We start from the raw sequence: 24,231 nt of genomic DNA on the forward strand, positions 1-24,231 counted from the left end.
TCGTGCGCATCGATATCCTCACCATCTTCCCGGAGTTCTTCTCTGTCCTCGACGTCTCCCTGCTCGGCAAGGCCAGGCAGTCCGGACTCATCGAGGTGCTCGTGCACAACCTGCGCGACCACACCCACGACCGGCACAACACCGTCGACGACACCCCGTACGGCGGCGGCGCCGGCATGGTGATGAAGCCGGAACCCTGGGGCGAGGCTCTCGACGCGATCCTCGACGAGACCACCGGCGCGCCCACTGAAGCTGGCGGCGACGCGGCAGCGGATGCCACGGCGAACGACGCAGGGCCGCTCCTGATCTTCCCGTCCCCGGCCGGCGACCTCTTCACCCAGAAGATGGCCCGCGAACTGGCCGCGGAACCGCACCTCGTCTTCGGCTGCGGGCGATACGAAGGCATCGACCAACGCGTCTTCGACCACTTCGCCTCCCGCGGGCGCGTCAGGCTGGTCAGCCTCGGCGACTATGTGCTCAACGGGGGAGAGGTCGCGGTGATGGCCATGATCGAGGCCGTCGGCCGGCTCATCCCCGGCATGGTCGGCAACCCGGAGAGCCTCGTCGAGGAGTCCCACGAGGACGGACTCCTCGAATACCCGAGCTACACCAAGCCGTCCAGCTGGCGCGGTCTCGACGTACCCCCGGTGCTCCTGAGCGGCAACCACGGTGCCATCGCGACGTGGCGCCACGACCAGCAGCTCGAGCGCACCATGCGGGTCCGGCCCGACCTTCTGCCTCCAGCGAACGCAGAGCCAGCCGAAGGCGTCCGCGAGTAGTCTGGCTTCGTGTTCCTACGCAGGGTCTTCTATCGCTGGCAATTCCTTGCCGTGCTCGTGCTTCCGGCGTGGCTCCTGATCGGCGCGTCCCTCTTCAAGTCGAGCGGATGGGCCGTGCTCGGCAGCTTCTTCGGCGGCATCGTGCTCGGCCTCGGCCTGCTGGCCGTCGCCCTGCTCTTCTTCGCCCGCACCGAGGTGCGGCTGGAGCGGGCGGTGTCCTGGCGTGACGTCGGCGTGCTCACCCTGTGGCACGCCCTGATCGTGGCCTCCGGCTTCACGGCGGGTGCGAGCTGGCTGCCGTTCCTGGTCGTGCTCGTCGGGCTCGCAGCCTTCTGGTTCGCCATCTGGGAGCTCTTCGCGAGTGCCAGGAGCCGGATGCAGGCGATGATCGTGCTGATCGACGAGACCGCCAGAGGTGGCGCCCCGACCGAACCGGCCGCGGGAGAGCATTCGTCGCCCATCGGCTTCGAACCCACCCCGGACCCGTCGGTCATCGTCGTGCGGGAGAAGCCGAAAGACACCTAGCCGGCCCGGTTTTGCCGGAGGCGCGGATCGTGACATAATCAGCGATTGTGCCGTAGCATGCCTCTGCCACAGGGGAGCTGCACCGTTCGGCACGGTCTTAACCTCATCAGTCGTCGCCCAGCACGTGTGTGCGCGGGCGACCTCAGCCGTCTTCGTCCTGTGGCGGATACAGAGAGCGAACAAATATGCATATTCTCGACCAGGTGGATGCCCCATCACTCCGGAAGGACATCCCGGCGTTCCGCGCCGGCGATACCGTCAAGGTTCACGTCAACATCGTTGAAGGCGCACGCTCGCGCGTGCAGGTCTTCCAGGGTGTCGTCATCGGCCGTTCCGGCGAAGGCGTCCGCGAAACGTTCTGCGTTCGCAAGGTCAGCTTCCAGGTCGGCGTCGAGCGTACCTTCCCGGTGCACTCCCCGGTTATCGACCACATTGAGGTCGTCACCCGCGGAGACGTGCGTCGCGCGAAGCTGTACTACCTGCGCAACCTGCGTGGCAAGAAGGCCAAGATCAAGGAAAAGCGCGACTAAGACTCGTCACACCCGATTCCCAGCCCCGGCTGCGTTTCACCCTGAGCTCCTGACCCGTACACTGGGTCAGGAGCTCAGGCGGTTTAATGACAGACAATTCTCTGCCCACGCGATCGGATCGCCTGGCATCAGAAGCACCACAGCGCGGCAAGCGCGGCGTTGCGATCTTCTTTCGCGACCTCTTGATCATTTTTGTGGTGGCGCTGCTCATCTCGTTCCTGATCAAGACCTTCCTCGTCCGGTCGTTCTACATCCCCTCGGGGTCGATGGAGAACACCCTCCTGGTCAACGACCGCATCATCGTGAACGAGCTGGAACCGAAGCTCATGCCCATCCAGCGCGGTGACGTCGTCGTGTTCCGCGATCCCGGCGGCTGGCTCCTCCCGCAGGCTGCCGTGCAGCAGAACCCCGTCGCCGCCGGCCTTGACTGGCTCCTTTCGGTCGTCGGCCTCTCCGCGCCGGACAGCAACGACCACCTGATCAAGCGCGTCATCGGACTGCCCGGGGACCACGTCAGCTGCTGCAACGCCCTCGGCCAGCTGAGCGTCAACGACGTGCCCCTCTCCGAGCCGTATGTGAACCTCCCTGCCGGGGCGAGCGCCGTATCCAAGGACAACTTCGACGTCGTCGTACCGGAGAATTCGCTCTGGGTGATGGGCGACAACCGGTACAACTCCAAGGACTCCCGGTACAACGGGGACACCCCTGGCAAGGGCTTCGTGCCGATCGACAACGTCGTCGGCCGCGCCCTCGTGATCAGCTGGCCGCTGTCGCGCTGGACCTGGCTCGACGACTACCCGGAAGTCTTCCGAGGGGTTTCCCCGGAGACGAAGTAGATGGCCGTCTGCGATCCGACCCTCGAGGTCGAGCTCGGCCTGCTCGCCGAAGGCGCGAGCTGCGTGATCGGCTGCGACGAGGTCGGACGTGGTGCCCTCGCCGGACCGGTCGGGGTCGGCGTCGCCGCGATCGACGCCACGCACGGCACGATGCCGGTCGGTCTCCGCGACTCGAAGATGCTCAGCGAGCGGCGCCGTGAGGCCCTCGCACCGCTCGCGGTCGCCTGGGTGCTGCACTCCGCGGTCGGACTCGCCTCCGCGAAGGAGGTGGACGAGATCGGCATCATCGCCGCACTCGGGCTCGCGGGCAAACGGGCCCTCGCCGAACTGTTCGCCGCCGGCGTGGACGTCCGGGGGAGCGTCGTGCTGCTCGACGGCAACGACGACTACCTCAACAAGGCCCTCGCGACGCCCCTCTCCGTGCTGACCCGGATCAAGGCCGACCAGAACTGTGCGTCCGTGTCCGCGGCATCCGTGATCGCGAAGGTGCACCGCGACCGGCTGATGATCGCAGCGGATGCGGTCACGCCCGGCTACGGGTGGGCGGGCAACAAGGGCTACGGCAGTGCGGAGCACATGGCTGCGATCGGGCGCCTCGGACCGACAGGGCTCCATCGCAAATCGTGGCTGACCATCTCAGCGTAGGATTGTCTCACCATGGAAGAAGAAGAGTTCGAAGACTACGACCGCGAGGTCGAGTTGGCCCTGTACCGCGAATATCGGGATGTCGTCGGGCAGTTCCAGTACGTCGTCGAGACGGAACGGCGCTTCTATCTGGCCAATGAGGTCGAACTCGTGCGCCGGGACACCGAGCACGACTTCTACTTCGAACTGAACATGAAGGACGTCTGGGTCTGGGACGTGTACCGGTCGGACCGTTTCGTGAAGTCCGTGCGCGTGCTGACGTTCAAGGACGTCAACGTCGAGGAACTCGCCTCGAAGGAATTCGAACTGCCCAAGGAACTCGCGCTCGACGAGTAGCCGGCTGGTCGTTCTAGCGGGGCTCGCAGACCACGACGGGGATGTCCCGGCTGGTTTTCTGCTGGTAGCCCTCGTACCCCTTGTATGCGGCGACGATCTGCGGCCAGAGTTCCGCCTTCTCCGCTGCTTCTGCCGTGCGTGCCCTCAGCTTTTTCGTCGTGCCGTGCACGGTGAGTTCGACGTCGGGGTTCGCAACGAGGTTGAGGTACCACTGCGGGTTCCGGTCGCTTCCGCCCTTCGAGGCGATCAGCACGAAGCGGTTCCGGTCGTGGATCGGGGCCGTGAGCATGGTCGTGCGGCGCTTGCCCGTCGAGCGGCCGATCGTGTGCAGTTCGACCACCGGGATCGGCCCGAACGAGGCGAGCAAACGTCCACCGGATGCCTTGAGCACGGCCCGGTGCATCAGGCTCATCGTCTTCATGCCGAGGTCGACCAACCTGTCGCGTAGTCCCATGGGTCCAGCCTAGTAACCTGCATCGGTGCCGGTGCCGGTGCCGGTGCACGCGGGAACCCGGGTTCCGCGCGGGGAACCCCGGCACTAGCGTTGGACCATGCCCCCCGCATCCGCTGCCGAGAACCACGCCGCCACGACCGCCCCAACGAACCCTGTTGGCGCGGTCGTCGACCACGCCCTCGAACTCGCACCCCTCGTCGACGGCCACAACGACTGGGCCTGGGAATGCCGGGAGAACCGCGCGTACTCGGTCGAGGGACTCGAACGGGGACTGACGACCGACACCGACATCGAGCGCCTCCGGGCCGGCCGGGTGGGCGCACAGTTCTGGTCGGTCTATGTGAGCGACGAATCCCTCGGTGCCGACGCCGTTCAGGGCACCCTCGAGCAGATCGACTGGGTCTACCGCCTCGCCGCCCGCTACCCGGACGACTTCCAGATCGCCCGCAGCGCCGCCGACGTCGAGTCGGCCAGGTCCCACGGCCGGATCGCGTCCCTCCTCGGCGCGGAGGGCGCGCACAGCCTCAACGACTCCCCGGCCGTGCTGCGGATGTTCGCGCGGCTCGGCGTGCGGTACCTCACCCTCACCCATGTGCACAACACGACCTGGGCCGACTCGGGCACCGACGAGCCCGTGCACGGCGGCCTGTCCGCGCGTGGCGTCGAGTACGTGCGGGAGATGAACCGGCTCGGCATGCTCGTCGACCTGTCCCACGTGTCCCCGGCGACCGCGCACGCGGCGCTCTCCGTGACGACGGCGCCGGTGATCTTCAGCCACAGTTCGTGCGCCGCCGTCACGGACCACCCGCGGAACGTACCGGACGACGTGCTCGAGCGCCTGCGCGACAACGACGGCGTGCTCATGCTCACCTTCGTGCCGCAGTTCCTCTCCCCGGACTTCGCCGCCTGGTTCGACGGGCCCAGGGACAGCGCCGCGCCGACGGTGACCCTCGACGAGGTCATCGCCCACATCGAGCACGCTCGCCGGGTCGCGGGCATTCGGCACATCGGGCTCGGCGGCGACTTCGACGGCACAGACGAATTCCCGGTCGGTCTCGAGGGCGTCGACGGCTACCCGGCGCTCCTGACCGAGCTCGCCGCGCGGGGCTGGACCGCCGTCGAGCTCGCCGCCCTCGCCGGGGCGAACGTACTGCGCGTGCTCCGGGCGACGGATGCCGCGTTCGCGGCAGCGGGGAACGGCACGCCGCTGCTGGTGTCGTGACCGGTCCTTTCCCGCATTGCCGGGCAAACCAGAACGGATCCCGCTCCGAATGACTGGTGTGAGTGCACCCCGACGAATGACCCGAACCGTCATGGCCCTCTGGGTGGGGTCCGTGGCCGTCGTCGTTGGACTCGTCGCCGTGATCGGTTCGGTTGGACGTGCGGTACCGGCCGAACCGATTCCGGTGACTCCTGCGGGGTCTCCGGGTACCGGTCCCGTCGTGGCGTTCTACGGGGACTCGTACACGCTCGGGACAGGGGCTTCGAGCCCCGAACACCGGTGGTCGACGCTCCTTTCCATCGAGCACGGCTGGACCGAGGTGAACCCGAGCGTGAACGGTCTCGGTTTCGTGAACCACCGGGCAGACGTGTCAGAGGACCTCGTCGACCAGGTCATCGCCGCCCGCCCCGACATCGTGATCGTGACGATGGGTCTCAACGACAACTTCTCGATGCCCGCTCGCGCCGACCGCATCCGCTCCGCCATCACGGCCGACTTCACCAGGATCAGTGAAGCGCTGCCGGTCGCACGCGTCATCGTGGTCGAGCCGTTCTGGTACACCGACGATCGACCCGGCTCGGTTCAACAGATCATCGAGTGGGTGAGCGCGGGCGCTGCGGCGATCGACGCCGTCTACATTCCCGGCGCCTCGCACTGGCTCGACGGCCACCCGGAATGGAAGGCCGGCGACGGCCTGCACCCGAACGATGAGGGGTATCGGGTGCTCGCCGATCGCATGGACGAGGCACTCAGGAGCCTCGGCATCTAGGAGTCGCCCCTCGACGGTGTACGGACTTTCCGAAGGCGAATTCCCGACTCTCCTCACCAGGCGTCGACGTCTGCCCGCTGTCCACCGGTCGACGATGGCCCCCGCGGATGCTCGCCCACCCCCGGCATCCTGTCCGTGGGAGGCACTCGTGGCACGCAAAGATGATCTGGGCAGGCTCGGTGAGGAGCACGCGGCGCGGTTCCTCACCGACGCCGGGTATACGCTCCTCGCCCGCAACTGGCGGTGCGAGCAGGGCGAAATCGACCTGATTGTCGAGCAGGACGGCGAAGTCGCCTTCGTAGAGGTGAAGACGCGCTCGGGGATCGGCTTCGGGCATCCGTTCGAGGCGATCACCGTCGTCAAGCTCGCCCGGCTCCGCCGGCTTGCGGCGGCGTGGTGCGAGCAGGCGGATGCCTGGCCGGAGCGAATCAGGATCGACGCGATCGCGGTGATCCTCGCCCCCGGCGCCGTTCCGGTGATCGAGCACCTGCCCGGAGTGTTCTAGTGAGCGTGTTCTAGTGCGTGCCGTCTGATGGGCGCAGCCTGATGGGTCTCGCCCGTACCCACGCCGTCGCCCTGCTCGGGCTGACGGGCGCGCTCGTCGAAGTCGAGGCCGACATCTCGGGTCAGCTCCCCGGCATGGTGCTGATCGGCCTGCCGGACGCCGCGCTCTCCGAAGCGACGGAGCGGGTCAGGGCCGCGGCCAAGAACTCCGGCTGCCCACTGACCCACAACAAGCTCACGATCAACCTGTCGCCGGCGGCGCTCCCGAAGCACGGTTCGGGATTCGACCTCGCGATCGCGCTCGCGTGCCTCGCCGCGGACGGGGTGGTCGCGGCCGGCTCGGTCGGCTCGGTCGTGCACATCGGCGAGCTCGCCCTCGACGGGCGCCTTCGACCAGTCCCGGGCATGCTGCCGGCGGTGATCGCGGCGTCGCGTCTCGGCCACCGAACCGTCATGGTTCCGGCCGGAAACGCCGCGGAGGCGGAACTCGTGCCCGGCATCACCGTGATCGGGGTCGCCTCCCTCCGCGAGGCGGCGATCTGGCACGGGGCGGAGCTGACGCCCGTGCCGGTCGAAACCATCGAGTGGCCCACCGAAGCCGGACCCGCCGGGAACGACGTCGTCGAAACCGGTTCGATGGACCTTGCCGACGTCATCGGCAATGAGGACGCCATCCTGGCCCTGCAGATCGCCGCAGCAGGCGGCCACCATCTCTTCATGCTCGGCCCGCCAGGCTCCGGCAAGACCATGCTCGCCGCCCGCCTGCCCGGACTCCTGCCCGACCTCGACCCGGCCGCCTCCCTCGAGGCGAGTTCGCTGCGCTCCCTCGCCGGGCGCGGACTCGGCCGGTCCCTCGTGACCCGGCCGCCGCTCGAATCGCCGCACCACACCGCGACGGCGGCGGCCATGGTCGGCGGCGGCAGTGGACAGATCCGGCCGGGTGCAGCCGCCCGCGCCTGTCACGGGGTGCTCTTCCTCGACGAGGCTCCCGAGTTCGCATCGGCCGTGCTCGACGCCCTCCGGCAGCCGCTCGAATCCGGGATGATCAGCATCCACCGCGCCAACGCCGTCGCCCACTTCCCGGCGCGGTTCCAGCTCGTGATGGCCGCGAATCCGTGCCCGTGCGGGCAGTACGGCGTCGCCGGCCTCGAGTGCTCGTGCCCGCCGAGCGCGCGCCGGCGGTACCTCGCCCGAATTTCCGGGCCGCTCCTGGACCGGATCGACATCCAACTTCACGTGAACCGGATCACGGCGGCCCAGCTGCGGCTCGCCGCCGAAGAACCGCGCCTGACGACCTCGGCTGCGCGGGAACGTGTGATCCGGGCCCGGCGCGCCGCACGGGAGCGCCTCGCCGGCACACCCTGGTCGCTCAATTCAGCGGTCCCAGGGTCCTGGCTCCGCAGCAGGCACCTGCGGCTGGACCGGGCGACGACCGCTGCGCTCGATCGAGCGCTGGAGCGCGGCGGCATCACTATGCGCGGCTATGACCGGGTGCTCCGCGTCGCCTGGTCGATCGCCGACCTCGAGGGCGCCGATCGGCCGGGTGTCGAGCAGCTCGGACAGGCGCTCTACCTGCGCACCGGCTGAAGCCGGACATCCACCGACGGAAGGACACGACGCACGATGCCATTCGAACCCGATGAGACCACCATGATCGACCTCGCGACCGGCGTGCGCGCACCCGGGGCCACCCTGACCCGGGAACTCGCGGCGGAGCTGCACGCTCGAGCGGCGTGGTCGTGCATCAGCGAACCCGGCGACGGAACTGCGGGCCTCGTTGTCGCGGCGCTCGGCGCCGTTCGCGCCCTGCGGATGATTATCGAGGCCTGGACCCACGACCATATCGCCGGGGAACTCCTGACCGCCGGGGTGGCGGAGGGTGTGATCGCTGCCGCCGGACTCGACCGCGCTCTGGAGCGCTGGCGTCCGCGGCTCGATCCCATCGTCGTCACGATTGCGATGCGGCAGGCAGCCCGATCGGGGGCACGGCTGGCGATTCCCGGTGACCCCGACTGGCCGGCCGGGCTTGAGGACCTCGGGGTACACGCCCCGCTCGCCCTCTGGTGGCGCGGCCCTGCACATGCCCTCGGCGCGTTCGCCCAGTCGATCGCCCTCGTCGGCGCCCGGGCTGCTACCCGATACGGCGAGCATGTCGCGATGGAAGCCTCTGCCGGCCTCGTCGACCGCGGATTCGCGATCGTCAGCGGCGCGGCGTACGGGATCGACGGGATGGCGCACAAAGCGGCACTCGCGAGCCGTGGTCGAACCGTGGCGTTTCTCGCCGGGGGAGTGGACCGGCCATATCCGAGCGGGCACGTCGACCTCCTCGAACGGATCGCCGGGGAGGGGGCCGTCATTTCCGAGCTCCCGTGCGGGGCCGCGCCCACCAAGTGGCGGTTCCTACAACGGAACCGGCTGATTGCGGCGACCAGCCTGGCCACCATCGTCCTGGAGGCCGGGTGGCGCTCCGGATCGCTCAACACCGCCGGGCACGCGGCCACCCTCGGGCGGCCGCTCGGCGCCGTACCCGGCCCGGTCACGTCACCGGCCTCGGCCGGGTGTCACCGGCTGATCCGCGAGTACGACGCCGTCTGCGTGACGACGGCCGCCGAAATGGCGGAACTCGTCGCGGAGCACCTGGTCCAGGTGACACTGGACTTCCCCGAATCGGAACTCGGGCTCGAGGGTTCCGGGCGCACAAGCGAACAGGTGCGGGTCTTCGACGCCCTGAGCGGGCGGTCCCCGCGTGGGATCGGCGACCTCGCCCGCCGCGCGGGCCTCTCCACCATGTCCGTGCGCGCCGCCCTCGGCGCCCTCGGGCTCGAAGGCGCCGCGCGCGAGCGAGAGACCGGCTGGGTGCGGAACGCCTGAGCCAGGCTCGGCCTGCCGCGAAACCGTCAGCCCTGGTACAGGCCCCCAGGCGTCTCCTCGCCGTCGTGGCCTGCGGCCTCGCACGCCCGCCGCACAGCCGCGAGGGAGTCGGCGACATCGGCGGCATCCGTCGATCAGTTGCTGACCGAGATGCGCAGCACCTCGCGCCCGCGCCAGACGGAACCGGACATCCACGTGGTGCCCTGGCCGAGCAACAGCTCCGTCACCCGCCGGGTGCGGGCATCGCTTCCGAAGCTCACGCACACCTGGGTGAAGACCACGTCGTTGACGACCTCGGCGCCGGGAATGCGCGCGAGGCCCTCGGCAAGCGAGCGGGCGTGACCGGCCAGGCGCTCGACGAGGTCGATCGTGCCGGATCGCCCGAGCGAGCGCAGTGCCGCCCACACCGGGATGCCCCGTGCCCGGCGGGAGAGCTCCGGCACCTTCTCGAAGGGGTCGCCCGGACCGTCCGTCGCCGGTTTCAGTAGATAGCTCGTGTGCACGCCGAACACGGACCGGACAGTCGCCGGTTTCTCGACGATCGCGATCCCGCAGTCATAGGGCACATTGAGCGTCTTGTGCGCGTCGGTCGCCCAGGAGTCGGCTCCCTCGACGCCTGCCACGAGCCCGCGGTACTTCGGGCTCGCCGCGGCCCAGAGGCCGAACGCGCCGTCCACGTGCACCCAGGCGTGGTGTTCCCGCGCCACCCGGATTGCCGTCGTCATCGGATCGAAGGCACCGGAGTGCAGGTTCCCCGCCTGCAGGCAGACGATGGCCGGACCCTCGCCGTCCTGCATCGCAGCCGCGAGGGCACGGGGATCAAGTCGGCCCTGCTCATCGGCCGCTACGGCGACGGGTTCGCCGAGGCCGAGGTACCGGAGTGCGAGGTCGATCACCGCGTGCCGCTCCTCGCCCACGAACACCCGCACGCGGGGCGAACCGGAAAGTCCGTCCCTGCTGAGATTCCAGCCCACCCGCTCGAGCACTGACTGGCGCCCGGCTGCGAGCCCGACGAAATTGGCCATCGTCGCCCCGGTGGTGAATCCGACATCCGAACCGGACGGCAGCCCGAGCAGGTCGAGCACCCACGCTCCGGCGGCCTCCTCGGCCGCGGCAGTGGCCGGCGTCGCGAAGCGCATGGCGGCATTCTGGTCCCAGGCGCTGACGAGCCAGTCTGCCGCCAGCGCTGCCGGGAGGGTGCCGCCGATCACCCAGCCGAAGAACCGACCAGACGGCATGGCCATCAGCCCGGGTTCGGCGAGGGCGGCCAGCTCGTCGACCACGGATGCCGCGGCGGTGGGGGACTCAGGCAGCGGACCGGCGAACATCCCGGAGAGGGTGTCGGCGTCGGCGCGCGGACCGACCGGGCGGGTACCGAGCGAACCAAGCCACGCGAGAGCGTGCTCCCTGGCTCGCCCAAGTGCTTCGTCGTATGCGCCGGGCTGAGCTGACATGGCGCCATGGTAGTCCGGGCCGTCCCCGGCAACCAGTGCCTGCGCGCATCGCGGGCCCGCGGCCAGGTGCCGCCCGCCGCTGGTCCGCGAGAGTGCGCTTTTGGCCCATGAAACGCGGGTTAAAGGGCCGAAAGCGCACTCTCGCGAAACAGGATACAAAGGGGTATGCCTGATTACGCGAACCCGGCCTCCGACGGCTCCGGCAGCATCAACGGCGTGCGCGCCGGAGTCACCGAAGCCGCGCACTTCGGCGATGAACGCACGACGATAACGGGGTTCCTGCAGCGTCAGCGGGACCTCGTTGCATGGAAGGTCGGCGATGCCTCCGACGTGGCTCTCCGGCCCGTCGCCACTCCGACCGGCATGACCGCGCACGGCATCGTCCGACATCTCATGAACGTGGAGCGATCCTGGCTGCGCGATGTCTTCGCCGGTGAGGAGGGTCTGAGCTTCGACTGGACCGACGCGGATCCTGACGGGGAGTTCCACGTGCCGCCCGAAGTGACCATGGCCGAGCTGCTCGCCGACTATGCGGAGGAGGCGCGCCGCTGCGACGCGATCATCGCGGCAGCGAACTCGCTCGACGTCGTCTCGGTGCGCCGCAGTTTCAGCCTGCGCTGGATCCTGATTCACCTGGTCGAGGAGACCGCACGGCACGCGGGTCACCTCGACCTGTTGCGCGAACGCGCCGACGGCAGCGTCGGAGAAGACCCGCAGGACTGATCGACGCGGCCGGGGCGCCGGGGGAGTGTCGGCGCCAGGCCCTAGTCTGGAGCGGACGAAGGGTGAGTCATGAGTGGCGTTCCAGTGGGGCAGGTTCAGTTGGGCCAGTACGGGCCGGCGAGCCACGTGATCGCGCACATCAGCGACACGCACTTCCTCGGTGCCGGTAGACCCCTCTATGGCACCGTCGACACCGACACGCCCCTGCACGAGGCCCTTGCCCAGCTGGAACGTTCGGGGCAGCCGATCGACGCCCTTATCTTCACCGGTGATATTGCCGACACCGGCGAAACGGATGCCTACCGGCGCATCCGGGACCTCGTCGAGTCCGCGGCCGACCGGCTCGGGGCCCGCGTCATCTGGGTGATGGGTAACCACGACAAACGGGCGCCCTTCCGCAGCGAACTGCTCCGCGAAACCGGGAACGGGGCATCCGCTGCCGCACCCGTCGACGCGGTGCACGACCTTGACGGACTCCGCCTGATCGCTCTCGACACGAGCGTTCCCGGCTACCACCATGGCGCGATCTCCGCCGAGCAACTGGCCTGGCTCGCCGAGGTGCTGCGCGAACCAGCCCCGCACGGCACGCTCCTCGCCCTGCATCACCCGCCGATCCCGACCATGGTTTCCCTCATGAGCCTTCTCGAACTCCGAGACCAGGCCGGCCTGGCCGAGGTCATCGCCGGAAGTGACATCCGTGGCATCCTCGGTGGGCACCTGCACTACGCCACGACCGGGCTCTTCGCCGGCATCCCCGTCTCGGTGGCCGCGGCCACCTGCTACACCATCGACCCGAGTGCGCCTGCCCGGCAACTCACGGGTGTGCGCGGCGGCCAGTCGATCAATCTCGTGCAGGTCTATCCGGAGAGCGTCGTGCATTCGCATGTCGTGCTCGGCGACTTCGACCCCGCGACGCGTTTCGACTCCGAGTTCCTGGCCCGTATCGAGGCGATGAGCCCCGACGAGCGGACCGAGGCCTTCTCACGCCAGGCGTGAGTGCGCCGGCGGGCGGCGGACGGATGCCCCTCGCAGCCCTTCTCGAGGACTTCACCGTCTACCTGGCGGCGGAGCGTGGCTTCTCGCCGAACACCGTCCGGGCCTACCGGACGGATCTCCGCGGTCTCCTCGGCTTCGCCGACGGTCGTGGGGTCGCCGATGCCGAGGGGCTGTCCCTGGACCTGCTGCGTGACTGGCTATGGGTGGCGACCCAGGCGGGTCTCTCCAAGGCGACGATCGCGCGTCGGTCCGCCTCCGCCCGCAGCTTCACAGCCTGGTTGACCCGCACGGGCGTGAGTCCGCTCGACCCGGCCGTGCGCCTGCGCTCGCCCAAACCGGGTCGAACCCTGCCCCGGGTGATCAACCGGGCGCAGATGCAGGCCCTTCTCGATCACCTCGAGCTGCGAGCCAGGGCCGGCGGTCCGCACGAGTTGCGCGACCAGGCCATCGTCGAACTGCTCTATGCTTCCGGGCTGCGCGTGTCCGAGCTCGTCGGTCTCGACGTCCCGGATGTCGATCTCTCCCAGCTCACCGTGCGCGTGACCGGCAAGGGGTCCAAGGAACGAGTCGTTCCCTTCGGCGTTCCCGCCCAGCGTGCACTCATCGCCTACCTCGAGCGCGCCCGCCCGGTGCTGCTCGCCGCAGCGGAGGAACCCGCCGGGAGCACCACGGTGGGTTCCGTCTCGAGCTCGGCAGGACGCCCCGCTGCGCTGTTCCTCGCGACCCACCGACGCCGCATCGGAGTGCGGGCCGTATACCGCCTGGTCGCAGGGCTCCTCGCCGAGATCCCCGGCAACGGTCCCGCCGGGCCGCACGCCCTGCGCCACACGGCGGCGACCCACCTGCTCGACGGCGGGGCCGACCTGCGCGCCGTGCAGGAACTTCTCGGTCACGCGAGCCTCGGCACGACCCAGATCTACACCCACGTCTCCGCGGAACGTTTGCGGCAGAGCTACCAGAACGCTCACCCGCGGGCCTGAGCAGGTCACGCGTTCCGGAGAATCGCTCGCCAGAGCAGGTTTGCACGTGCGCTTCGCCGGGAGTCCCCTCGCACCGTGAGCAGGGCGGCCGACTCTGTCGGCAGCAGCACGGCATGTGGGACGCCGCCGAGGTACCGCATCGGCGACACGTACCGGCCGGAGAGCCGCGCGCCGAGGTGCAGGCAGCCGTCGCCGCAGTGGCCACCGGTCGCCACGTGGCCGATGAGCTGGCCGCGGCGCACGGGGTCCCCTGACGCGACAAGCGCCGTGACCGGTTCCAGGCTCGAGACGAGGCCCCCGGCGTGGCTGAGGGAAATCGCGGGTCGGTCGACGACGATCTGGGCGAAGGTCACCGTGCCGTCGGCAACGGCATAGACCGGCTCGCCCGGGTGCGCGGCCAGGTCGATTCCCCTGTGCCCGTCGGCGTACTGGGTGAGAGGCGCCCGGAACCCCCGCACCACGGCATGCGGAATCGCGAGCGGCCACTCCCACGCCTCCGATCCGGTCGTCGGACCTCGCTCGGGCATCGGTTGCGGCTGCGCGCGTGGCCCGCCCTGGCCGGTCGCCGCGGGTGCGACGGCGGAACAGACCAGAATGGCGGCGACCAGGGCGCTGACGGTGCGGCTGTGAATCGACATGCCCACAGACTGGAGGTCGGGCAGGTCCGATGAGCCCACTCGCGCGGGGTGGTGCAGGGGTCGACGGGGACTCCGGCTGTTGAGGACGGGTGGCGGGGGACATCCGTTCCCCCGGACCTGGCTGGAACCGGGTTCGCCGGGTGCTAAAGTTATGGCAGCAGCGCTTCGTGCGCTGACTACGCGTGCCCATTCGGCCAACACCTCCATTCGGTCCTTACTTCCTCGGAAGCCAGGCGGCGGTGCGCCGGGCACCAGGAGTCGTGATCGACCGATCAGGACACGAACCGATTGGCGTTTTGCCGCGTATGCGGCGCGCCGGACAAGGAGTACGGCTCATGGCCGTCGTCACCATCCGCCAGCTGCTCGACAGCGGCGTGCACTTTGGACACCAGACCCGCCGCTGGAACCCGAAGATGAAGCGATTCATCTTCACGGAGCGCTCGGGCATCTACATCATCGACCTGCAGCAGTCCCTCGGCTTCGTCGACAAGGCCTATGACTTCGTCAAGGAGACCGTCGCCCACGGCGGCACGATCCTCTTCGTCGGCACCAAGAAGCAGGCGCAGGAATCGATCTCCGAGCAGGCCATCCGTGTTGGCCAGCCGTACGTCAACCAGCGCTGGCTCGGTGGCCTCCTCACCAACTTCCAGACCGTCTCCAAGCGTCTGGCCCGCATGAAAGAGCTCGAAGAGCTCGACTTCGAGGACACCGCCAAGAGCGGGTTCACGAAGAAGGAAATGCTCATCAAGAAGCGCGAGCTCGTCAAGCTGCACAAGAGCCTCGGCGGTATCCGCAACCTCACGAAGACGCCGTCCGCGCTCTGGGTTGTCGACACCAACAAGGAGCACCTCGCCATCGACGAAGCCCGCAAGCTCGGCATCCCCGTCATCGCGATCCTCGACACCAACTGCGACCCCGACGACGTGCAGTACCCGATCCCGGGCAACGACGACGCCATCCGTTCCGTCGGCCTGCTGACCCGCATCATCGCGGACGCAGCAGCCGAGGGCCTGATCCAGCGCCACGCCAAGCCGGAGGCCGAAATCGAGCCCCTCGCCGCCTGGGAAGCAGAACTGCTGAAGACCGAGGATGTCGCCGCAACCGACGCCACCCCCGAGCAGTCCTCCGCCGAGACCGTTGAGGTCGCCGACGCAACCGTCGCCGCCGAGCAGGTCGTCGAAGAAGCAGCCGACGTGGCAGCCGTTGCTGCCGTCGAAGCTCCCGCCGAAGAAACCAAGTAAGGAACCCGGTATGGCCAGCATCAGCCTGCAAGACGTCAAAGCCCTCCGTGAACGCCTCGGTACGGGCATGGTCGACACCAAGAACGCCCTCGTCGAAGCCGACGGCGACATGGAGAAGGCCGTTGAGATCCTGCGTCTCAAGGGTGCGAAGGGCAACGCCAAGCGCGCTGACCGTTCCACCTCTGAGGGCCTCGTCGCCGCCAAGGAGATCGGCACGACCGCAACGTTGATCGAGCTCGCCTGCGAGACCGACTTCGTCGCCAAGGGTGTCAAGTTCGGCGCCCTCGCCGAGAAGGTCCTGGACGCGGTTGCCGCTGCCGGTGCCACTTCGGTCGCCGAAGGCCTGGCCGCCCCCGCCGGCAGCCAGACCGTCGCCGAACTGATCGATGGCGAAGCCGCGATCATCGGTGAGAAGTTCGAGCTGCGTCGCGTCGCATCCGTCACGGGTGAGAAGTTCGCGATCTACCTGCACAAGACCAGCAAGGACCTGCCCCCGCAGGTCGGCGTCGTCCTGGGCTACTCGGGAGAGGATGCTGACACCGCACGCAGCGTCGCCCAGCACATCTCCTTCGCGAACCCGGAGTACCTGGACCGCGAGAACGTCCCCGCTGACCTCGTCGAGGCCGAGCGCCGCATCGTCACCGAGATCTCGAAGAACGAGGGCAAGCCGGAAGCGGCACTGCCCAAGATCGTCGAAGGCCGCATCCACGCCTACTTCAAGCAGGTCGCCCTGCTCGAGCAGGACTACGCGAAGGACAACAAGCAGTCCGTCGCGCAGGTGCTGAAGGATGCCGGTCTCACGGTTTCCGGATTCGCCCGCTTCAAGGTCGGCGCCTAGGCAATAGGCTCGCAGTACCAATGATGGAGACCGGCTTGCGCGAGCAGGCCGGTCTCCATTGCTGTGTCCGCCCTGAGTCGGCACGCAGTAGTTTTAGATCACGCACAACGGAAGGACCCCCAGGGCATGTCAGATTCGGGTAAGAAGCGCAGAGTCCTTCTCAAACTCTCCGGCGAAGCGTTCGGCGCAGGAAGCCTCGGCGTGAACCCGGATGTGATCAGCTCACTTGCCCGGGAAATCGCGGAGGCCGCACAGACCGTGGAGGTCGCCGTCGTCGTCGGCGGCGGGAACTTCTTCCGTGGTGCTGAACTGTCCCAGCGCGGAATGGACCGGGGCAGGGCTGACTACATGGGCATGCTCGGCACCGTGATGAACGCCCTCGCCCTCCAGGACTTTCTCGAGCAGGCCGGCGCCGAGACCCGGGTCCAGTCCGCGATCGCCATGACCCAGGTCGCCGAGCCGTACATTCCGCGCCGCGCCGAACGTCACCTCGAAAAGGGACGCGTCGTCATCTTCGGGGCCGGGGCTGGACTGCCGTACTTCTCAACCGACACGGTCGCGGCTCAGCGCGCGCTTGAAATCGGTGCCGACATCGTCCTCGTCGCCAAGAACGGCGTCGACGGCGTTTACTCGGCCGACCCGCGCACCGACCCGGACGCGGAAATGATCCGCCACCTCACCTACCAGGACGCCCTGCAGCGCGGCCTGAAGGTCGTCGACTCGACCGCCTTCAGCCTCTGCATGGACAACGGGATGCCGATGCAGGTCTTCGGAATGGCGCCGCAGGGCAATGTGACGGCCGCCATCCTCGGAGCCGATCTGGGAACCCTCGTCTCCAACTAAACTTGTCGATGTCACCTGCGGTCGAAACGGCCTCAGGTCGAAGTCACCAGGTCGAAATCACCAGGTCGAAGCCTCAACGAAGGAGTTACCGTGATCGCGGATGTTCTGTCCGATGCAAGCGTACGAATGCACAAGGCCCTCGAAGCCGCCAAAGACGATTTCGGGACCGTGCGCACCGGACGGGCGAACCCCCAGATGTTCGCAAAGATCCTGGTGAACTACTACGGAACCCAGACACCGCTCGAGCAGCTCGCGTCCCTGCAGAACCCCGAGGCACGCACGCTCCTGATCGGACCCTATGACAAGGGTGCCCTGCGCGACATCGAGCAGGCCATCCGGGACACCCCGAACCTGGACGCCAACCTCGGCAACGACGGCAACGTCATCCGGGCGACCCTTCCGGAACTCACGGCCGACCGCCGCAAGGAATACGTCAAGATCGTACGGACCAAGGCGGAAGACGCCAAGATCTCCGTGCGCAACCTGCGACGCAAGGCGAAGGACGAACTCGATGCGCTGAAGAGCGAAGTCGGTGACGACGACGTTGCCCGGGCAGAGAAGGAGCTCGAGCAGATCACGAAGACCCACGTCGACGCGATCGACACCGCGCTCAAGCACAAAGAGGCCGAACTCCTCGAGATTTAAGGGCGGAGCCAGCGTCATGACGCACGAGCCACGCGACGAAACCGGCGACACTGCACCGGTTCCTCCCAAACGACCCCATGGGGCCGGTAGCTCTGAGTTCCGGGCCCAGGTCCACGCTGCCCGCAACGACCTCGAACGGCAGATGCAGTCCACCCGCGCGGACATCGAACGCCAGGTGCAGGCGACGCGCGCGCAGCTGGACGCGACCAACGAACGGATCGCGGCCCGAACGGGTCGGAACCTGATCCTGGCGACCCTGATCGGCCTCGCGCTCGGCCTGTTCATGCTCGTGAGCCTGATCTTCATCAAAGAGCTCTTCATGGTCTGCGCCGCCGCATTCGTCGGGTTCACGGCCTTCGAACTCGCGCAGGCCCTCAGGCAGTCCGGACGCAACGTGCCGCGCATCGCGGTCGTCATCGCAGCGGTCTCCGTCGTCCCTGCGGCCTTCTACTGGGGAGCGAGCGGCCAGTTCCTCGTCACCCTCTCCGGCATCCTCTTCATCGGCCTCTGGCGGGTGTTCCTGCTGCTCAGCCCCGCCCACCGGGGGACTGCCCGCTCGGTGTTCGGTGATATCGGAGCCGGTTTCTTCATCCAGACCTACGTGGTGTTCCTCGGCAGCTTCGCCGTGCTGCTCGTCGCGCAGCCGGACGGGCAATGGTGGACCCTCGCCTTCCTGCTTCTGGTGATCTCGAACGACACCGCGGCGTATGCGAGCGGGCTGTCCTTCGGCAAGCACCGCATGGTGCCGACGATCAGCCCCAAGAAGACCTGGGAAGGCTTCGCGGGTGCCGGCCTGGCGTGTCTGATCGTCGGTGTGGTGCTGTCCCTGTTCATGATCGGGGAACCCTGGTGGTTCGGCCTGGTCTTCGGACTCGTCATCCTGCTGAGCGCCACCTTCGGCGACCTCGCGGAGTCGCTGATCAAGCGCGACCTCGGTATCAAGGACATGAGCTCCTGGCTTCCCGGCCACGGTGGCTTCCTCGACCGGATGGACTCGATTCTTCCCTCGGCGGCGGCAACGTACGCGCTGTATCTCATCTTCCGCTGACCAGCGGAAAGCACCCCCGGTGGGGGCACGCTTTCGACAGCGGCCTCCCCGTGGGGCAGAATGATCCAGTGAGCACCACATTCCCCCGGGCCGGCAAGAAGACGCTCGGCTACAACGTCACCCAGGTCGACGAGTTCCTGGCGAGCGCGCGTCGTGCGTACGACGCGACCGACGACTCCGAACCATTGACGGCCGAAAGCATCCGCCACACCGCGTTCTCGATGCAGAAGGGCGGCTACTCGTCCGCACACGTCGACGCTGCCCTCGAACGCCTCGAGGACGCATTCGCCGTGCGCGACCGCGAACGCGAGGCGGAAGCCCACGGCAAGCAGGCCTGGCTCGAGAGTGCCCGCGACCGTGCTCAGGAACTCGTGAACCGACTCGGACGGCCGGCGGGGCATCGTTTCAGCCGGGTCAGCTTCCTGAGCGTCGGGTACAACCGGGCGGATGTCGACCGGTTCGCGAACAAGCTCACCAAGTACTTCGAAGACGGCTTTCCGATCACGGCGGACGATGTGCGTTCGTCCGTTTTCCGACCGCAACGCGGCGGGTATCGGGAAATCCAGGTCGATGTCGTGCTCGACAGCGTCGTCGACGTGATGCTCGCGGTTCGGTGAATCTCGGACCGTTATCTGGCTGTTATCCGAAATCTGGGTTAGGCTCGAGAAATCGTGGGAAGACACCTAAGCGTAATTGAGTCCGGGAATACCACCACTCCGACAATTCGGAGGGCCGAGAAACCCCGACCTCGTGCCCGTGTCCTGTTCCTCTTCGCCTTCACCGCAGCCGCGGCCTTCGTGCTCGTGACCGTCGTTGATCCGTACTCCGGCGCGACGGCATCGCCGTACTACCAGTCGGCCGGCGGCCGCTTCGCAGGCCAGGCCACGCAGGTCGTCCAGGTGAACGGCTCATATTCCAACACGATCGTGCGCGAGTCATACACGGTCACCGAAAAGCCCAAGCCGGCCCCGGTCCCCGTCGTGGTCGCGGCCAAGTCGTCGAGCAAGTCGAGTTCGAGCGCTTCGGCGCCGACCGCCGCGGTGGCGAACCCCGGCTCTGCTCAGGCATACGCTGCCGGGGCCGTCGCCGCGCGCGGCTGGGGGGAGGACCAGTACAGCTGCCTCGTCGCCCTCTGGAACAAGGAATCCGGCTGGCGCGTCAACGCCGAAAACCCCAGCGGTGCATACGGTATTCCGCAGGCACTGCCCGGTTCCAAGATGGCGTCTGCAGGCGCCGACTGGGCCACGAACGCGGGCACCCAGATCGAATGGGGCCTCGGCTACATCACGGGCCGTTACGGCACTCCCTGCGGCGCCTGGGCGCACTCCGTCGACTCCGGCTGGTACTAGGGGTCCTGCTGTCGCACGGCGCGCTTCGCCGCGCCCGCCGACCCGACGTAGACTGACCCAATGCCACGCAGCAATCATCCGAGGGGTCGCAGGCGCGGTCCGGACGATGCCGGCGAGGACGACAGCCTCGACCGCATGCGGGCAGGCTGGCGTCGAACCGAGGAACGGCGCGACGGCCTCTGGACGGTTCAGCCGGTGACGGCGAGCCGGGCGACGAAGAGTTACGTCTGTCCCGGATGCAATCTCGAGATCGCACCGAAGACTCCTCACCTGGTCGCGTGGCGCGCGGACGGGCTCATGGGGGAGGCCGCCGACCTGGCGGGACGCCGGCACTGGCACAGCCACTGCTGGAGAATCAGATGATGCCGGGCGACACCGGCACGAGGGAGACACCGTGAGTTCCACCGTGGCCGAGATCCGGGGCGGCATCGAACTGCCCGCCCGCCGCGAGCACATCGAGTTGCACACGAGTGACGGCCTCACCCTCGTGGGGGAACTGGCCCTTCCGCTCGACCGCGAGCCGGTCGCGACACTCGTGACGCTGCATCCGCTGCCGACTCACGGCGGATTCATGGACTCACACATCCTGCGCAAGGCGGCAGGGCGCCTGCCTGCCCTCGCCGACCTCGCCGTGCTGCGGTTCAACACCCGGGGGACGACCTCACCACGGGGTACGAGCGGCGGAAGCTTCGACCACGGCAATGCGGAACGGCTCGACGTCGCGGCGGCAATGGCGTTCGTCGCCGAGCGGAAGCTCCCCAACCCGTGGCTGGTCGGCTGGTCCTTCGGCACCGAACTCGCGATCAAGTACGGCCTCGAGCATCCAATCGTAGGGGCGATCCTGCTGTCCCCGCCGTTGCACCGGGCGACGGATGCGGAACTGGCGGCCTGGGCGGGCAACTCGCGCCGGCTCGTGGCGATCATCCCCGAGCACGACGACTACCTGCGACCAGAAGCCGCCAGGGAACGATTCACGAGCGTCCCGGAGACCCTGTTCATCGCCGTCGACGGTGGCAAGCACCTGTGGGTAGGGGAGACCCAGACCAAGCGCATCCTCAACGAGATCGTCGCCGTCGTGAACCCGGCGGCAGCACCCCTTCCGACCGAGTGGCTCGGCTGATCGAGCTGCGAGCCCGGGTCAGAGCTCGTTCTGGCGGGGAATCACGACCTGCTTGATGATCATGATCACCGCCGCGGCGACCGGAATCGCGATGAGCGCGCCGAGGATGCCGAGGAGTGACCCGCCCGCGAGGGCCGCGACGACGACGACGGCACCGGGTACCGACACGGCGCGTCGCATGATGTTGGGGCTGAGGACATAGGCCTCGACCTGCATGTACACGATGTAGTAGATCGCCGCGACCAGTGCCGTGAGGGTCGAACTGCCGATCCCGGGGATCAGGCACGCGAGCACGATGATGACCGAACCGCTGATCGTTCCGACGAGCGGGATCAGCGACCCCAGGAAGGCGATCACGGCGAGCAGGGCGGGGAAGGGGGCGCCGATGATCGACAGGAACGTGAAGCTCAGTACGCCGTTGCATGAGGCGAGCGCGGCCTGCCCCACGACGAAGCGACCGACGGACGTCGTGATCTGCTCGCTGAGGTCGGCGAACCGCGCACGCTTCGAGGCAGGTACGAGCTGGTAGGTCGCGGTCTTCAGGCTGTGCAGCGACGCCGTGAAGTAGAGCGACAGGATCACGATGATCAGGGCACCGAACAATCCGCTGACCACGGCGAGCCCGGACTGGATGATCGCGGTGGTGATCGTCGTCACGTTGGTGCTCACGTAGTCGGTGATCGACTTCACGATCCCGGAGACGGGGAGGGCTGGAAACTGTTTCTGGATGTCCGACAGGAACGTCGACGAGTTGACGGACCTGACGAGCTCGGGAATGGCCTGCGACAGTTTCGTGATCTGGTCGACGATGATCGGGACGATGGCGAAGATGACCCCGGTGAGCACGCCGATCACCGCGATCAGCACGGCGAGGATCGCCGCCCAGCGCGGAAAGCCCTTCTTCTCGAGCCAGGACACCGAGGGGTCCAGTCCGAGCGCGATGAACAGGGCGGCACCGATGTAGGTGATGATCGTCGACAGGCTGACAATCGAGCTGAGGATCAGGATTCCCACCCCGACCCCGAGGGTTCCGATCAGCCCCAGGCGGAATGCGTTCTGGATTTTCACTCGGATCTCCTCGGGATGGCGGTGGCGTTCAATCGTCCAGTGCTGTGACCTTTTCCGCCTGCGTGAGGAGGCCTCGCAGGCTCTCGAAGTAGCCGGCGACCGAGTCGCGCTCAATCCTAATCTGGGAGAGGCGCTCCTCCGCGTCAGCGACGAGTGCGCGTGTCCGCTTCTCGGCCTCGGTGACGAGCGCGGTGGCGCGGGCTTCCGCGTCCTGAACGATCTGCTCGGCATGGGCTTCCGCGGCCAGGCGGGCCGTCTTCGCCTCTGCGCGGGCTCCGGAGTCCAGCTGCTCGTTGAGTGCCCGCAACTCGAGGGTGCGCTGGTTGGTCTCCGCGAGCTGCTTCAAGGCGTCGTCGAGGAACTTCTGGGTTTGGGCGACGGCCTCCTGGTGCCTGGCCAGGTGACCCTGCTCCGCCTCGTCGCGGCGGGCCTTGAGCTCGACGTCGAGGTCCGCGCGAGTCTGGTCGATGTCGCGGCGCAGGCGGGCCTGTTCGTGCTCTCCGCGCTTGCGCTCGGCCGTGAGCTGGTTGTCCAGGTCGATCCTGAGCTGCTCGCCGTCCGCGGTGAAGTCCGCGCGTACCTGCTCGTTCTCCCTGGCGAGGTCGGCGGCGGCCTGCTCGGCCCTCGCGGCCTGGGCGGCGCGAGCCTTCTCGAGCTCCTGGGCGAGGGCTGCGCGCTGGCGGGCGAGGTCGAGCGCGAGTTCGGTCTCGGCCTGCTCACGTTCGATGCCGAGGTCGATGCGGGCCTGGTCGATCTCGCGGGCGAGGTCCGTGCGGGCCTGTTCGACCTCCGCAGCGAGAGCCGTGTGCGTCTGCTCGGTCTCGTGGGCGAGGTCGATGGCGGCCTGCTCTGCCTCCCTGGCGCTGTTGAAGCGGGCCTGCTCGGTCTCCGCGGTGAGGTCGATCCTGGCCTGTTCGGTCTCCCTGGCCAGATCCGCGCGCTGCTGGTCGAGCTCGAGGGCGACCTCGGCCCTGGTGAGTTCGGTTTCGCGCGTCAGGCCGGCGGCGATTTCACGGGCATCCGTCGCCTCACGTTGTGCGACGACGCGCACCTCGGCTGCTTCACGTTCCGCCTCTGAGCGGATGGCGGCGACCTCGCGCTTGACCGTGGCCCGGAGCTCCGCGGCCTCTGTGGCGACGGCACCGCGGATTGCGGCTGCCTCCTGCACGGCGTCACCGGTCACCGTGGTGTAGTCGTCGTGGGCACGTGCGAGCAGGTCATCGGCTTCGGCGCGAGCATCGTCGAGGAGGCGGCTGGCCTTGACGTTCGCGTCGGAGAGGGCGCGTTCTGCCCGTTCGGTTGCTTCGCGGCGCAGGGTGTCGACCTCGCTCGCGGCGGAGGCTCGCAGGCGCTCGGCGTCGATGTCGGCCTGGGCGATCACGCGGGTGGACTGTTCCTCAGCGACCCGAAGGGTGTTCTCGAGCTTCGTGCCGAGTCCGGAGAAGGTGGGGCTGCCGACCTCTTCGATCTCAGCGTTCAGGTCGTCGATGTGCGCGGTGAGGCGCTTGATTTCCTTGTTGGCTTCCGTACCCTGGCTGTTTGCCTGGATCAGGTCACGACGCAGGCCCTGGATTGCCCTGTCGACCTCTTCTTTGTCATAACCACGGAAAACCTGGGTGAAATCAGCTTCGTCGATCGCCACGCTATCTCCTTGTATTGGAACTCTGACCCCGCATTTAGTCCGGCCAAGGGGGCCACGACAATTTTAGTGGGTTGACGCGGCGGCCGCGCGTCCCGTCTACAGGGGTCTATTAGGCAGCTTTCAGGACGAGACAGTATCGTGGAATGTCCTGTCCGCTGCTTCCCGGACCCGCTCC

General features: G+C 67.9%; 28 protein-coding genes. 23 read left to right on the forward strand and 5 right to left on the reverse strand.

Translation table 11 applies throughout. From position 1 onward, the window contains the following. The first annotated feature begins 2 nt into the window (after nucleotides 1-2). From trmD to E3O50_RS13575, 6 genes are all read left to right on the forward strand, one after another. Entirely contained in the window at nucleotides 3-779 is a 777-nt protein-coding gene (gene trmD / locus E3O50_RS13550) for a tRNA (guanosine(37)-N1)-methyltransferase TrmD (protein WP_134447595.1), read from the forward strand. A gap of 9 nt (nucleotides 780-788) precedes the next feature. After that, entirely contained in the window at nucleotides 789-1,304 is a 516-nt protein-coding gene (locus tag E3O50_RS13555) for an MFS transporter (protein ID WP_134447597.1), read from the forward strand. A gap of 185 nt (nucleotides 1,305-1,489) precedes the next feature. Further along, a complete protein-coding gene (gene rplS, locus E3O50_RS13560) occupies nucleotides 1,490-1,834 on the forward strand; it encodes a 50S ribosomal protein L19 (protein ID WP_134447599.1) in 345 nt (114 codons plus the stop codon). An 86-nt stretch (nucleotides 1,835-1,920) separates the two neighbouring features. Next, a complete protein-coding gene (lepB, locus tag E3O50_RS13565) occupies nucleotides 1,921-2,670 on the forward strand; it encodes a signal peptidase I (RefSeq protein ID WP_134447601.1) in 750 nt (249 codons plus the stop codon). Beyond that, nucleotides 2,671-3,315 (forward strand): ribonuclease HII, encoded by a 645-nt coding sequence (locus E3O50_RS13570; protein ID WP_134560759.1) that lies wholly within the window; start codon nucleotides 2,671-2,673, stop codon nucleotides 3,313-3,315. It begins immediately after the preceding gene. A 12-nt stretch (nucleotides 3,316-3,327) separates the two neighbouring features. Beyond that, nucleotides 3,328-3,651, forward strand: a complete 324-nt coding sequence (locus tag E3O50_RS13575; protein ID WP_134447605.1) for a DUF2469 family protein — start codon at nucleotides 3,328-3,330, stop codon at nucleotides 3,649-3,651. Nucleotides 3,652-3,664: 13 nt separating this feature from the next. Here E3O50_RS13575 and E3O50_RS13580 read toward each other — a convergent pair whose 3' ends face one another. Beyond that, the gene (locus E3O50_RS13580; protein WP_134447607.1) at nucleotides 3,665-4,105 is read right to left on the reverse strand and encodes a nitroreductase family deazaflavin-dependent oxidoreductase; all 441 of its coding nucleotides are present in this window, start codon (nucleotides 4,103-4,105) and stop codon (nucleotides 3,665-3,667) included. Between the two features lie 97 nt (nucleotides 4,106-4,202). Here E3O50_RS13580 and E3O50_RS13585 point away from each other — a divergent pair, with 97 nt between their 5' ends. The 5 genes from E3O50_RS13585 (at nucleotide 4,203) to dprA (ending at nucleotide 9,471) form a co-directional block, all read left to right on the forward strand. After that, nucleotides 4,203-5,327, forward strand: a complete 1,125-nt coding sequence (locus tag E3O50_RS13585) for a dipeptidase (protein ID WP_134560758.1) — start codon at nucleotides 4,203-4,205, stop codon at nucleotides 5,325-5,327. A 76-nt stretch (nucleotides 5,328-5,403) separates the two neighbouring features. Continuing rightward, entirely contained in the window at nucleotides 5,404-6,096 is a 693-nt protein-coding gene (locus E3O50_RS13590; RefSeq protein WP_134560757.1) for an SGNH/GDSL hydrolase family protein, read from the forward strand. A 148-nt stretch (nucleotides 6,097-6,244) separates the two neighbouring features. Then, nucleotides 6,245-6,601, forward strand: a complete 357-nt coding sequence (locus tag E3O50_RS13595) for a YraN family protein (RefSeq protein ID WP_134560756.1) — start codon at nucleotides 6,245-6,247, stop codon at nucleotides 6,599-6,601. A 41-nt stretch (nucleotides 6,602-6,642) separates the two neighbouring features. Further along, the gene (locus E3O50_RS13600; protein WP_134560755.1) at nucleotides 6,643-8,187 is read left to right on the forward strand and encodes a YifB family Mg chelatase-like AAA ATPase; all 1,545 of its coding nucleotides are present in this window, start codon (nucleotides 6,643-6,645) and stop codon (nucleotides 8,185-8,187) included. A 36-nt stretch (nucleotides 8,188-8,223) separates the two neighbouring features. After that, the gene (gene dprA / locus E3O50_RS13605; RefSeq protein ID WP_241975526.1) at nucleotides 8,224-9,471 is read left to right on the forward strand and encodes a DNA-processing protein DprA; all 1,248 of its coding nucleotides are present in this window, start codon (nucleotides 8,224-8,226) and stop codon (nucleotides 9,469-9,471) included. A gap of 134 nt (nucleotides 9,472-9,605) precedes the next feature. Here dprA and E3O50_RS13610 read toward each other — a convergent pair whose 3' ends face one another. Beyond that, nucleotides 9,606-10,925, reverse strand: coding sequence for a pyridoxal-dependent decarboxylase (locus E3O50_RS13610; protein ID WP_166790713.1), 1,320 nt, complete (start codon nucleotides 10,923-10,925; stop codon nucleotides 9,606-9,608). 165 nt (nucleotides 10,926-11,090) lie between these two features. On the opposite strand from E3O50_RS13610, the gene E3O50_RS13615 reads away from it, so the two are divergent. From E3O50_RS13615 to E3O50_RS13625, 3 genes are all read left to right on the forward strand, one after another. Then, complete coding sequence (locus E3O50_RS13615; protein WP_134560754.1) at nucleotides 11,091-11,648, forward strand: DinB family protein; 558 nt, start codon at nucleotides 11,091-11,093, stop codon at nucleotides 11,646-11,648. Between the two features lie 69 nt (nucleotides 11,649-11,717). Beyond that, on the forward strand, nucleotides 11,718-12,644 hold the full coding sequence (locus E3O50_RS13620; RefSeq protein WP_134560753.1) for a phosphodiesterase: 927 nt from the start codon (nucleotides 11,718-11,720) through the stop codon (nucleotides 12,642-12,644). A gap of 23 nt (nucleotides 12,645-12,667) precedes the next feature. Further along, nucleotides 12,668-13,624 carry a tyrosine recombinase XerC gene (locus E3O50_RS13625; RefSeq protein WP_134560752.1) on the forward strand — a complete coding sequence of 319 codons (957 nt, stop codon included), beginning with the start codon at nucleotides 12,668-12,670 and terminating at the stop codon, nucleotides 13,622-13,624. Nucleotides 13,625-13,629: 5 nt separating this feature from the next. Here E3O50_RS13625 and E3O50_RS13630 read toward each other — a convergent pair whose 3' ends face one another. After that, on the reverse strand, nucleotides 13,630-14,262 hold the full coding sequence (locus tag E3O50_RS13630; protein WP_166790712.1) for a M23 family metallopeptidase: 633 nt from the start codon (nucleotides 14,260-14,262) through the stop codon (nucleotides 13,630-13,632). A 335-nt stretch (nucleotides 14,263-14,597) separates the two neighbouring features. On the opposite strand from E3O50_RS13630, the gene rpsB reads away from it, so the two are divergent. The 9 genes from rpsB to E3O50_RS13675 all read left to right on the forward strand — a co-directional run bounded on the left by rpsB (nucleotide 14,598) and on the right by E3O50_RS13675 (nucleotide 21,346). After that, the gene (gene rpsB / locus E3O50_RS13635) at nucleotides 14,598-15,503 is read left to right on the forward strand and encodes a 30S ribosomal protein S2 (protein ID WP_134447624.1); all 906 of its coding nucleotides are present in this window, start codon (nucleotides 14,598-14,600) and stop codon (nucleotides 15,501-15,503) included. Nucleotides 15,504-15,513: 10 nt separating this feature from the next. After that, complete coding sequence (gene tsf / locus E3O50_RS13640) at nucleotides 15,514-16,341, forward strand: translation elongation factor Ts (protein ID WP_134447626.1); 828 nt, start codon at nucleotides 15,514-15,516, stop codon at nucleotides 16,339-16,341. Between the two features lie 126 nt (nucleotides 16,342-16,467). Next, on the forward strand, nucleotides 16,468-17,184 hold the full coding sequence (gene pyrH / locus E3O50_RS13645; protein WP_134447628.1) for a UMP kinase: 717 nt from the start codon (nucleotides 16,468-16,470) through the stop codon (nucleotides 17,182-17,184). 90 nt (nucleotides 17,185-17,274) lie between these two features. Continuing rightward, nucleotides 17,275-17,829, forward strand: coding sequence for a ribosome recycling factor (frr, locus tag E3O50_RS13650; protein ID WP_134447629.1), 555 nt, complete (start codon nucleotides 17,275-17,277; stop codon nucleotides 17,827-17,829). A gap of 16 nt (nucleotides 17,830-17,845) precedes the next feature. After that, nucleotides 17,846-18,877: a phosphatidate cytidylyltransferase gene (locus E3O50_RS13655; protein ID WP_241975525.1), complete on the forward strand. Its 1,032-nt coding sequence runs from the start codon at nucleotides 17,846-17,848 to the stop codon at nucleotides 18,875-18,877. Nucleotides 18,878-18,945: 68 nt separating this feature from the next. Continuing rightward, nucleotides 18,946-19,494: a DivIVA domain-containing protein gene (locus E3O50_RS13660; RefSeq protein WP_134560750.1), complete on the forward strand. Its 549-nt coding sequence runs from the start codon at nucleotides 18,946-18,948 to the stop codon at nucleotides 19,492-19,494. Nucleotides 19,495-19,680: 186 nt separating this feature from the next. Further along, nucleotides 19,681-20,226 (forward strand): lytic transglycosylase domain-containing protein, encoded by a 546-nt coding sequence (locus tag E3O50_RS13665; RefSeq protein WP_241975524.1) that lies wholly within the window; start codon nucleotides 19,681-19,683, stop codon nucleotides 20,224-20,226. A gap of 60 nt (nucleotides 20,227-20,286) precedes the next feature. Continuing rightward, nucleotides 20,287-20,589 (forward strand): hypothetical protein, encoded by a 303-nt coding sequence (locus E3O50_RS13670; protein ID WP_134447633.1) that lies wholly within the window; start codon nucleotides 20,287-20,289, stop codon nucleotides 20,587-20,589. Between the two features lie 31 nt (nucleotides 20,590-20,620). Further along, the gene (locus tag E3O50_RS13675; protein WP_134560749.1) at nucleotides 20,621-21,346 is read left to right on the forward strand and encodes an alpha/beta fold hydrolase; all 726 of its coding nucleotides are present in this window, start codon (nucleotides 20,621-20,623) and stop codon (nucleotides 21,344-21,346) included. A gap of 18 nt (nucleotides 21,347-21,364) precedes the next feature. Here E3O50_RS13675 and E3O50_RS13680 read toward each other — a convergent pair whose 3' ends face one another. Together E3O50_RS13680 and E3O50_RS13685 are read right to left on the reverse strand one after the other, a co-directional pair. Then, on the reverse strand, nucleotides 21,365-22,414 hold the full coding sequence (locus tag E3O50_RS13680) for an AI-2E family transporter (RefSeq protein ID WP_134447637.1): 1,050 nt from the start codon (nucleotides 22,412-22,414) through the stop codon (nucleotides 21,365-21,367). Between the two features lie 28 nt (nucleotides 22,415-22,442). Continuing rightward, nucleotides 22,443-24,056, reverse strand: a complete 1,614-nt coding sequence (locus E3O50_RS13685; RefSeq protein ID WP_134560748.1) for a DivIVA domain-containing protein — start codon at nucleotides 24,054-24,056, stop codon at nucleotides 22,443-22,445. Nucleotides 24,057-24,231: the final 175 nt, after the last annotated feature.

Source organism: Cryobacterium sp. MDB1-18-1 (genome assembly GCF_004402735.1).
GTDB classification, from domain to species: domain Bacteria; phylum Actinomycetota; class Actinomycetes; order Actinomycetales; family Microbacteriaceae; genus Cryobacterium; species Cryobacterium glucosi.

What these genes read in the sequence shown, in the direction of transcription:
- rplS (WP_134447599.1), top strand. Translation starts at nt 1,490, where the DNA reads ATGCATATTCTCGACCAGGTGGATGCCCCATCACTCCGGAAGGACATC.
- lepB (WP_134447601.1), top strand. Translation starts at nt 1,921, where the DNA reads ATGACAGACAATTCTCTGCCCACGCGATCGGATCGCCTGGCATCAGAA.
- E3O50_RS13570 (WP_134560759.1), top strand. Translation starts at nt 2,671, where the DNA reads ATGGCCGTCTGCGATCCGACCCTCGAGGTCGAGCTCGGCCTGCTCGCC.
- E3O50_RS13575 (WP_134447605.1), top strand. Translation starts at nt 3,328, where the DNA reads ATGGAAGAAGAAGAGTTCGAAGACTACGACCGCGAGGTCGAGTTGGCC.
- E3O50_RS13580 (WP_134447607.1), bottom strand. Translation starts at nt 4,105, where the DNA reads ATGGGACTACGCGACAGGTTGGTCGACCTCGGCATGAAGACGATGAGC.
- E3O50_RS13585 (WP_134560758.1), top strand. Translation starts at nt 4,203, where the DNA reads ATGCCCCCCGCATCCGCTGCCGAGAACCACGCCGCCACGACCGCCCCA.
- E3O50_RS13590 (WP_134560757.1), top strand. Translation starts at nt 5,404, where the DNA reads ATGACCCGAACCGTCATGGCCCTCTGGGTGGGGTCCGTGGCCGTCGTC.
- E3O50_RS13600 (WP_134560755.1), top strand. Translation starts at nt 6,643, where the DNA reads ATGGGTCTCGCCCGTACCCACGCCGTCGCCCTGCTCGGGCTGACGGGC.
- dprA (WP_241975526.1), top strand. Translation starts at nt 8,224, where the DNA reads ATGCCATTCGAACCCGATGAGACCACCATGATCGACCTCGCGACCGGC.
- E3O50_RS13610 (WP_166790713.1), bottom strand. Translation starts at nt 10,925, where the DNA reads ATGTCAGCTCAGCCCGGCGCATACGACGAAGCACTTGGGCGAGCCAGG.
- E3O50_RS13615 (WP_134560754.1), top strand. Translation starts at nt 11,091, where the DNA reads ATGCCTGATTACGCGAACCCGGCCTCCGACGGCTCCGGCAGCATCAAC.
- E3O50_RS13620 (WP_134560753.1), top strand. Translation starts at nt 11,718, where the DNA reads ATGAGTGGCGTTCCAGTGGGGCAGGTTCAGTTGGGCCAGTACGGGCCG.
- E3O50_RS13625 (WP_134560752.1), top strand. Translation starts at nt 12,668, where the DNA reads ATGCCCCTCGCAGCCCTTCTCGAGGACTTCACCGTCTACCTGGCGGCG.
- E3O50_RS13630 (WP_166790712.1), bottom strand. Translation starts at nt 14,262, where the DNA reads ATGTCGATTCACAGCCGCACCGTCAGCGCCCTGGTCGCCGCCATTCTG.
- rpsB (WP_134447624.1), top strand. Translation starts at nt 14,598, where the DNA reads ATGGCCGTCGTCACCATCCGCCAGCTGCTCGACAGCGGCGTGCACTTT.
- tsf (WP_134447626.1), top strand. Translation starts at nt 15,514, where the DNA reads ATGGCCAGCATCAGCCTGCAAGACGTCAAAGCCCTCCGTGAACGCCTC.
- pyrH (WP_134447628.1), top strand. Translation starts at nt 16,468, where the DNA reads ATGTCAGATTCGGGTAAGAAGCGCAGAGTCCTTCTCAAACTCTCCGGC.
- E3O50_RS13655 (WP_241975525.1), top strand. Translation starts at nt 17,846, where the DNA reads ATGACGCACGAGCCACGCGACGAAACCGGCGACACTGCACCGGTTCCT.
- E3O50_RS13670 (WP_134447633.1), top strand. Translation starts at nt 20,287, where the DNA reads ATGCCACGCAGCAATCATCCGAGGGGTCGCAGGCGCGGTCCGGACGAT.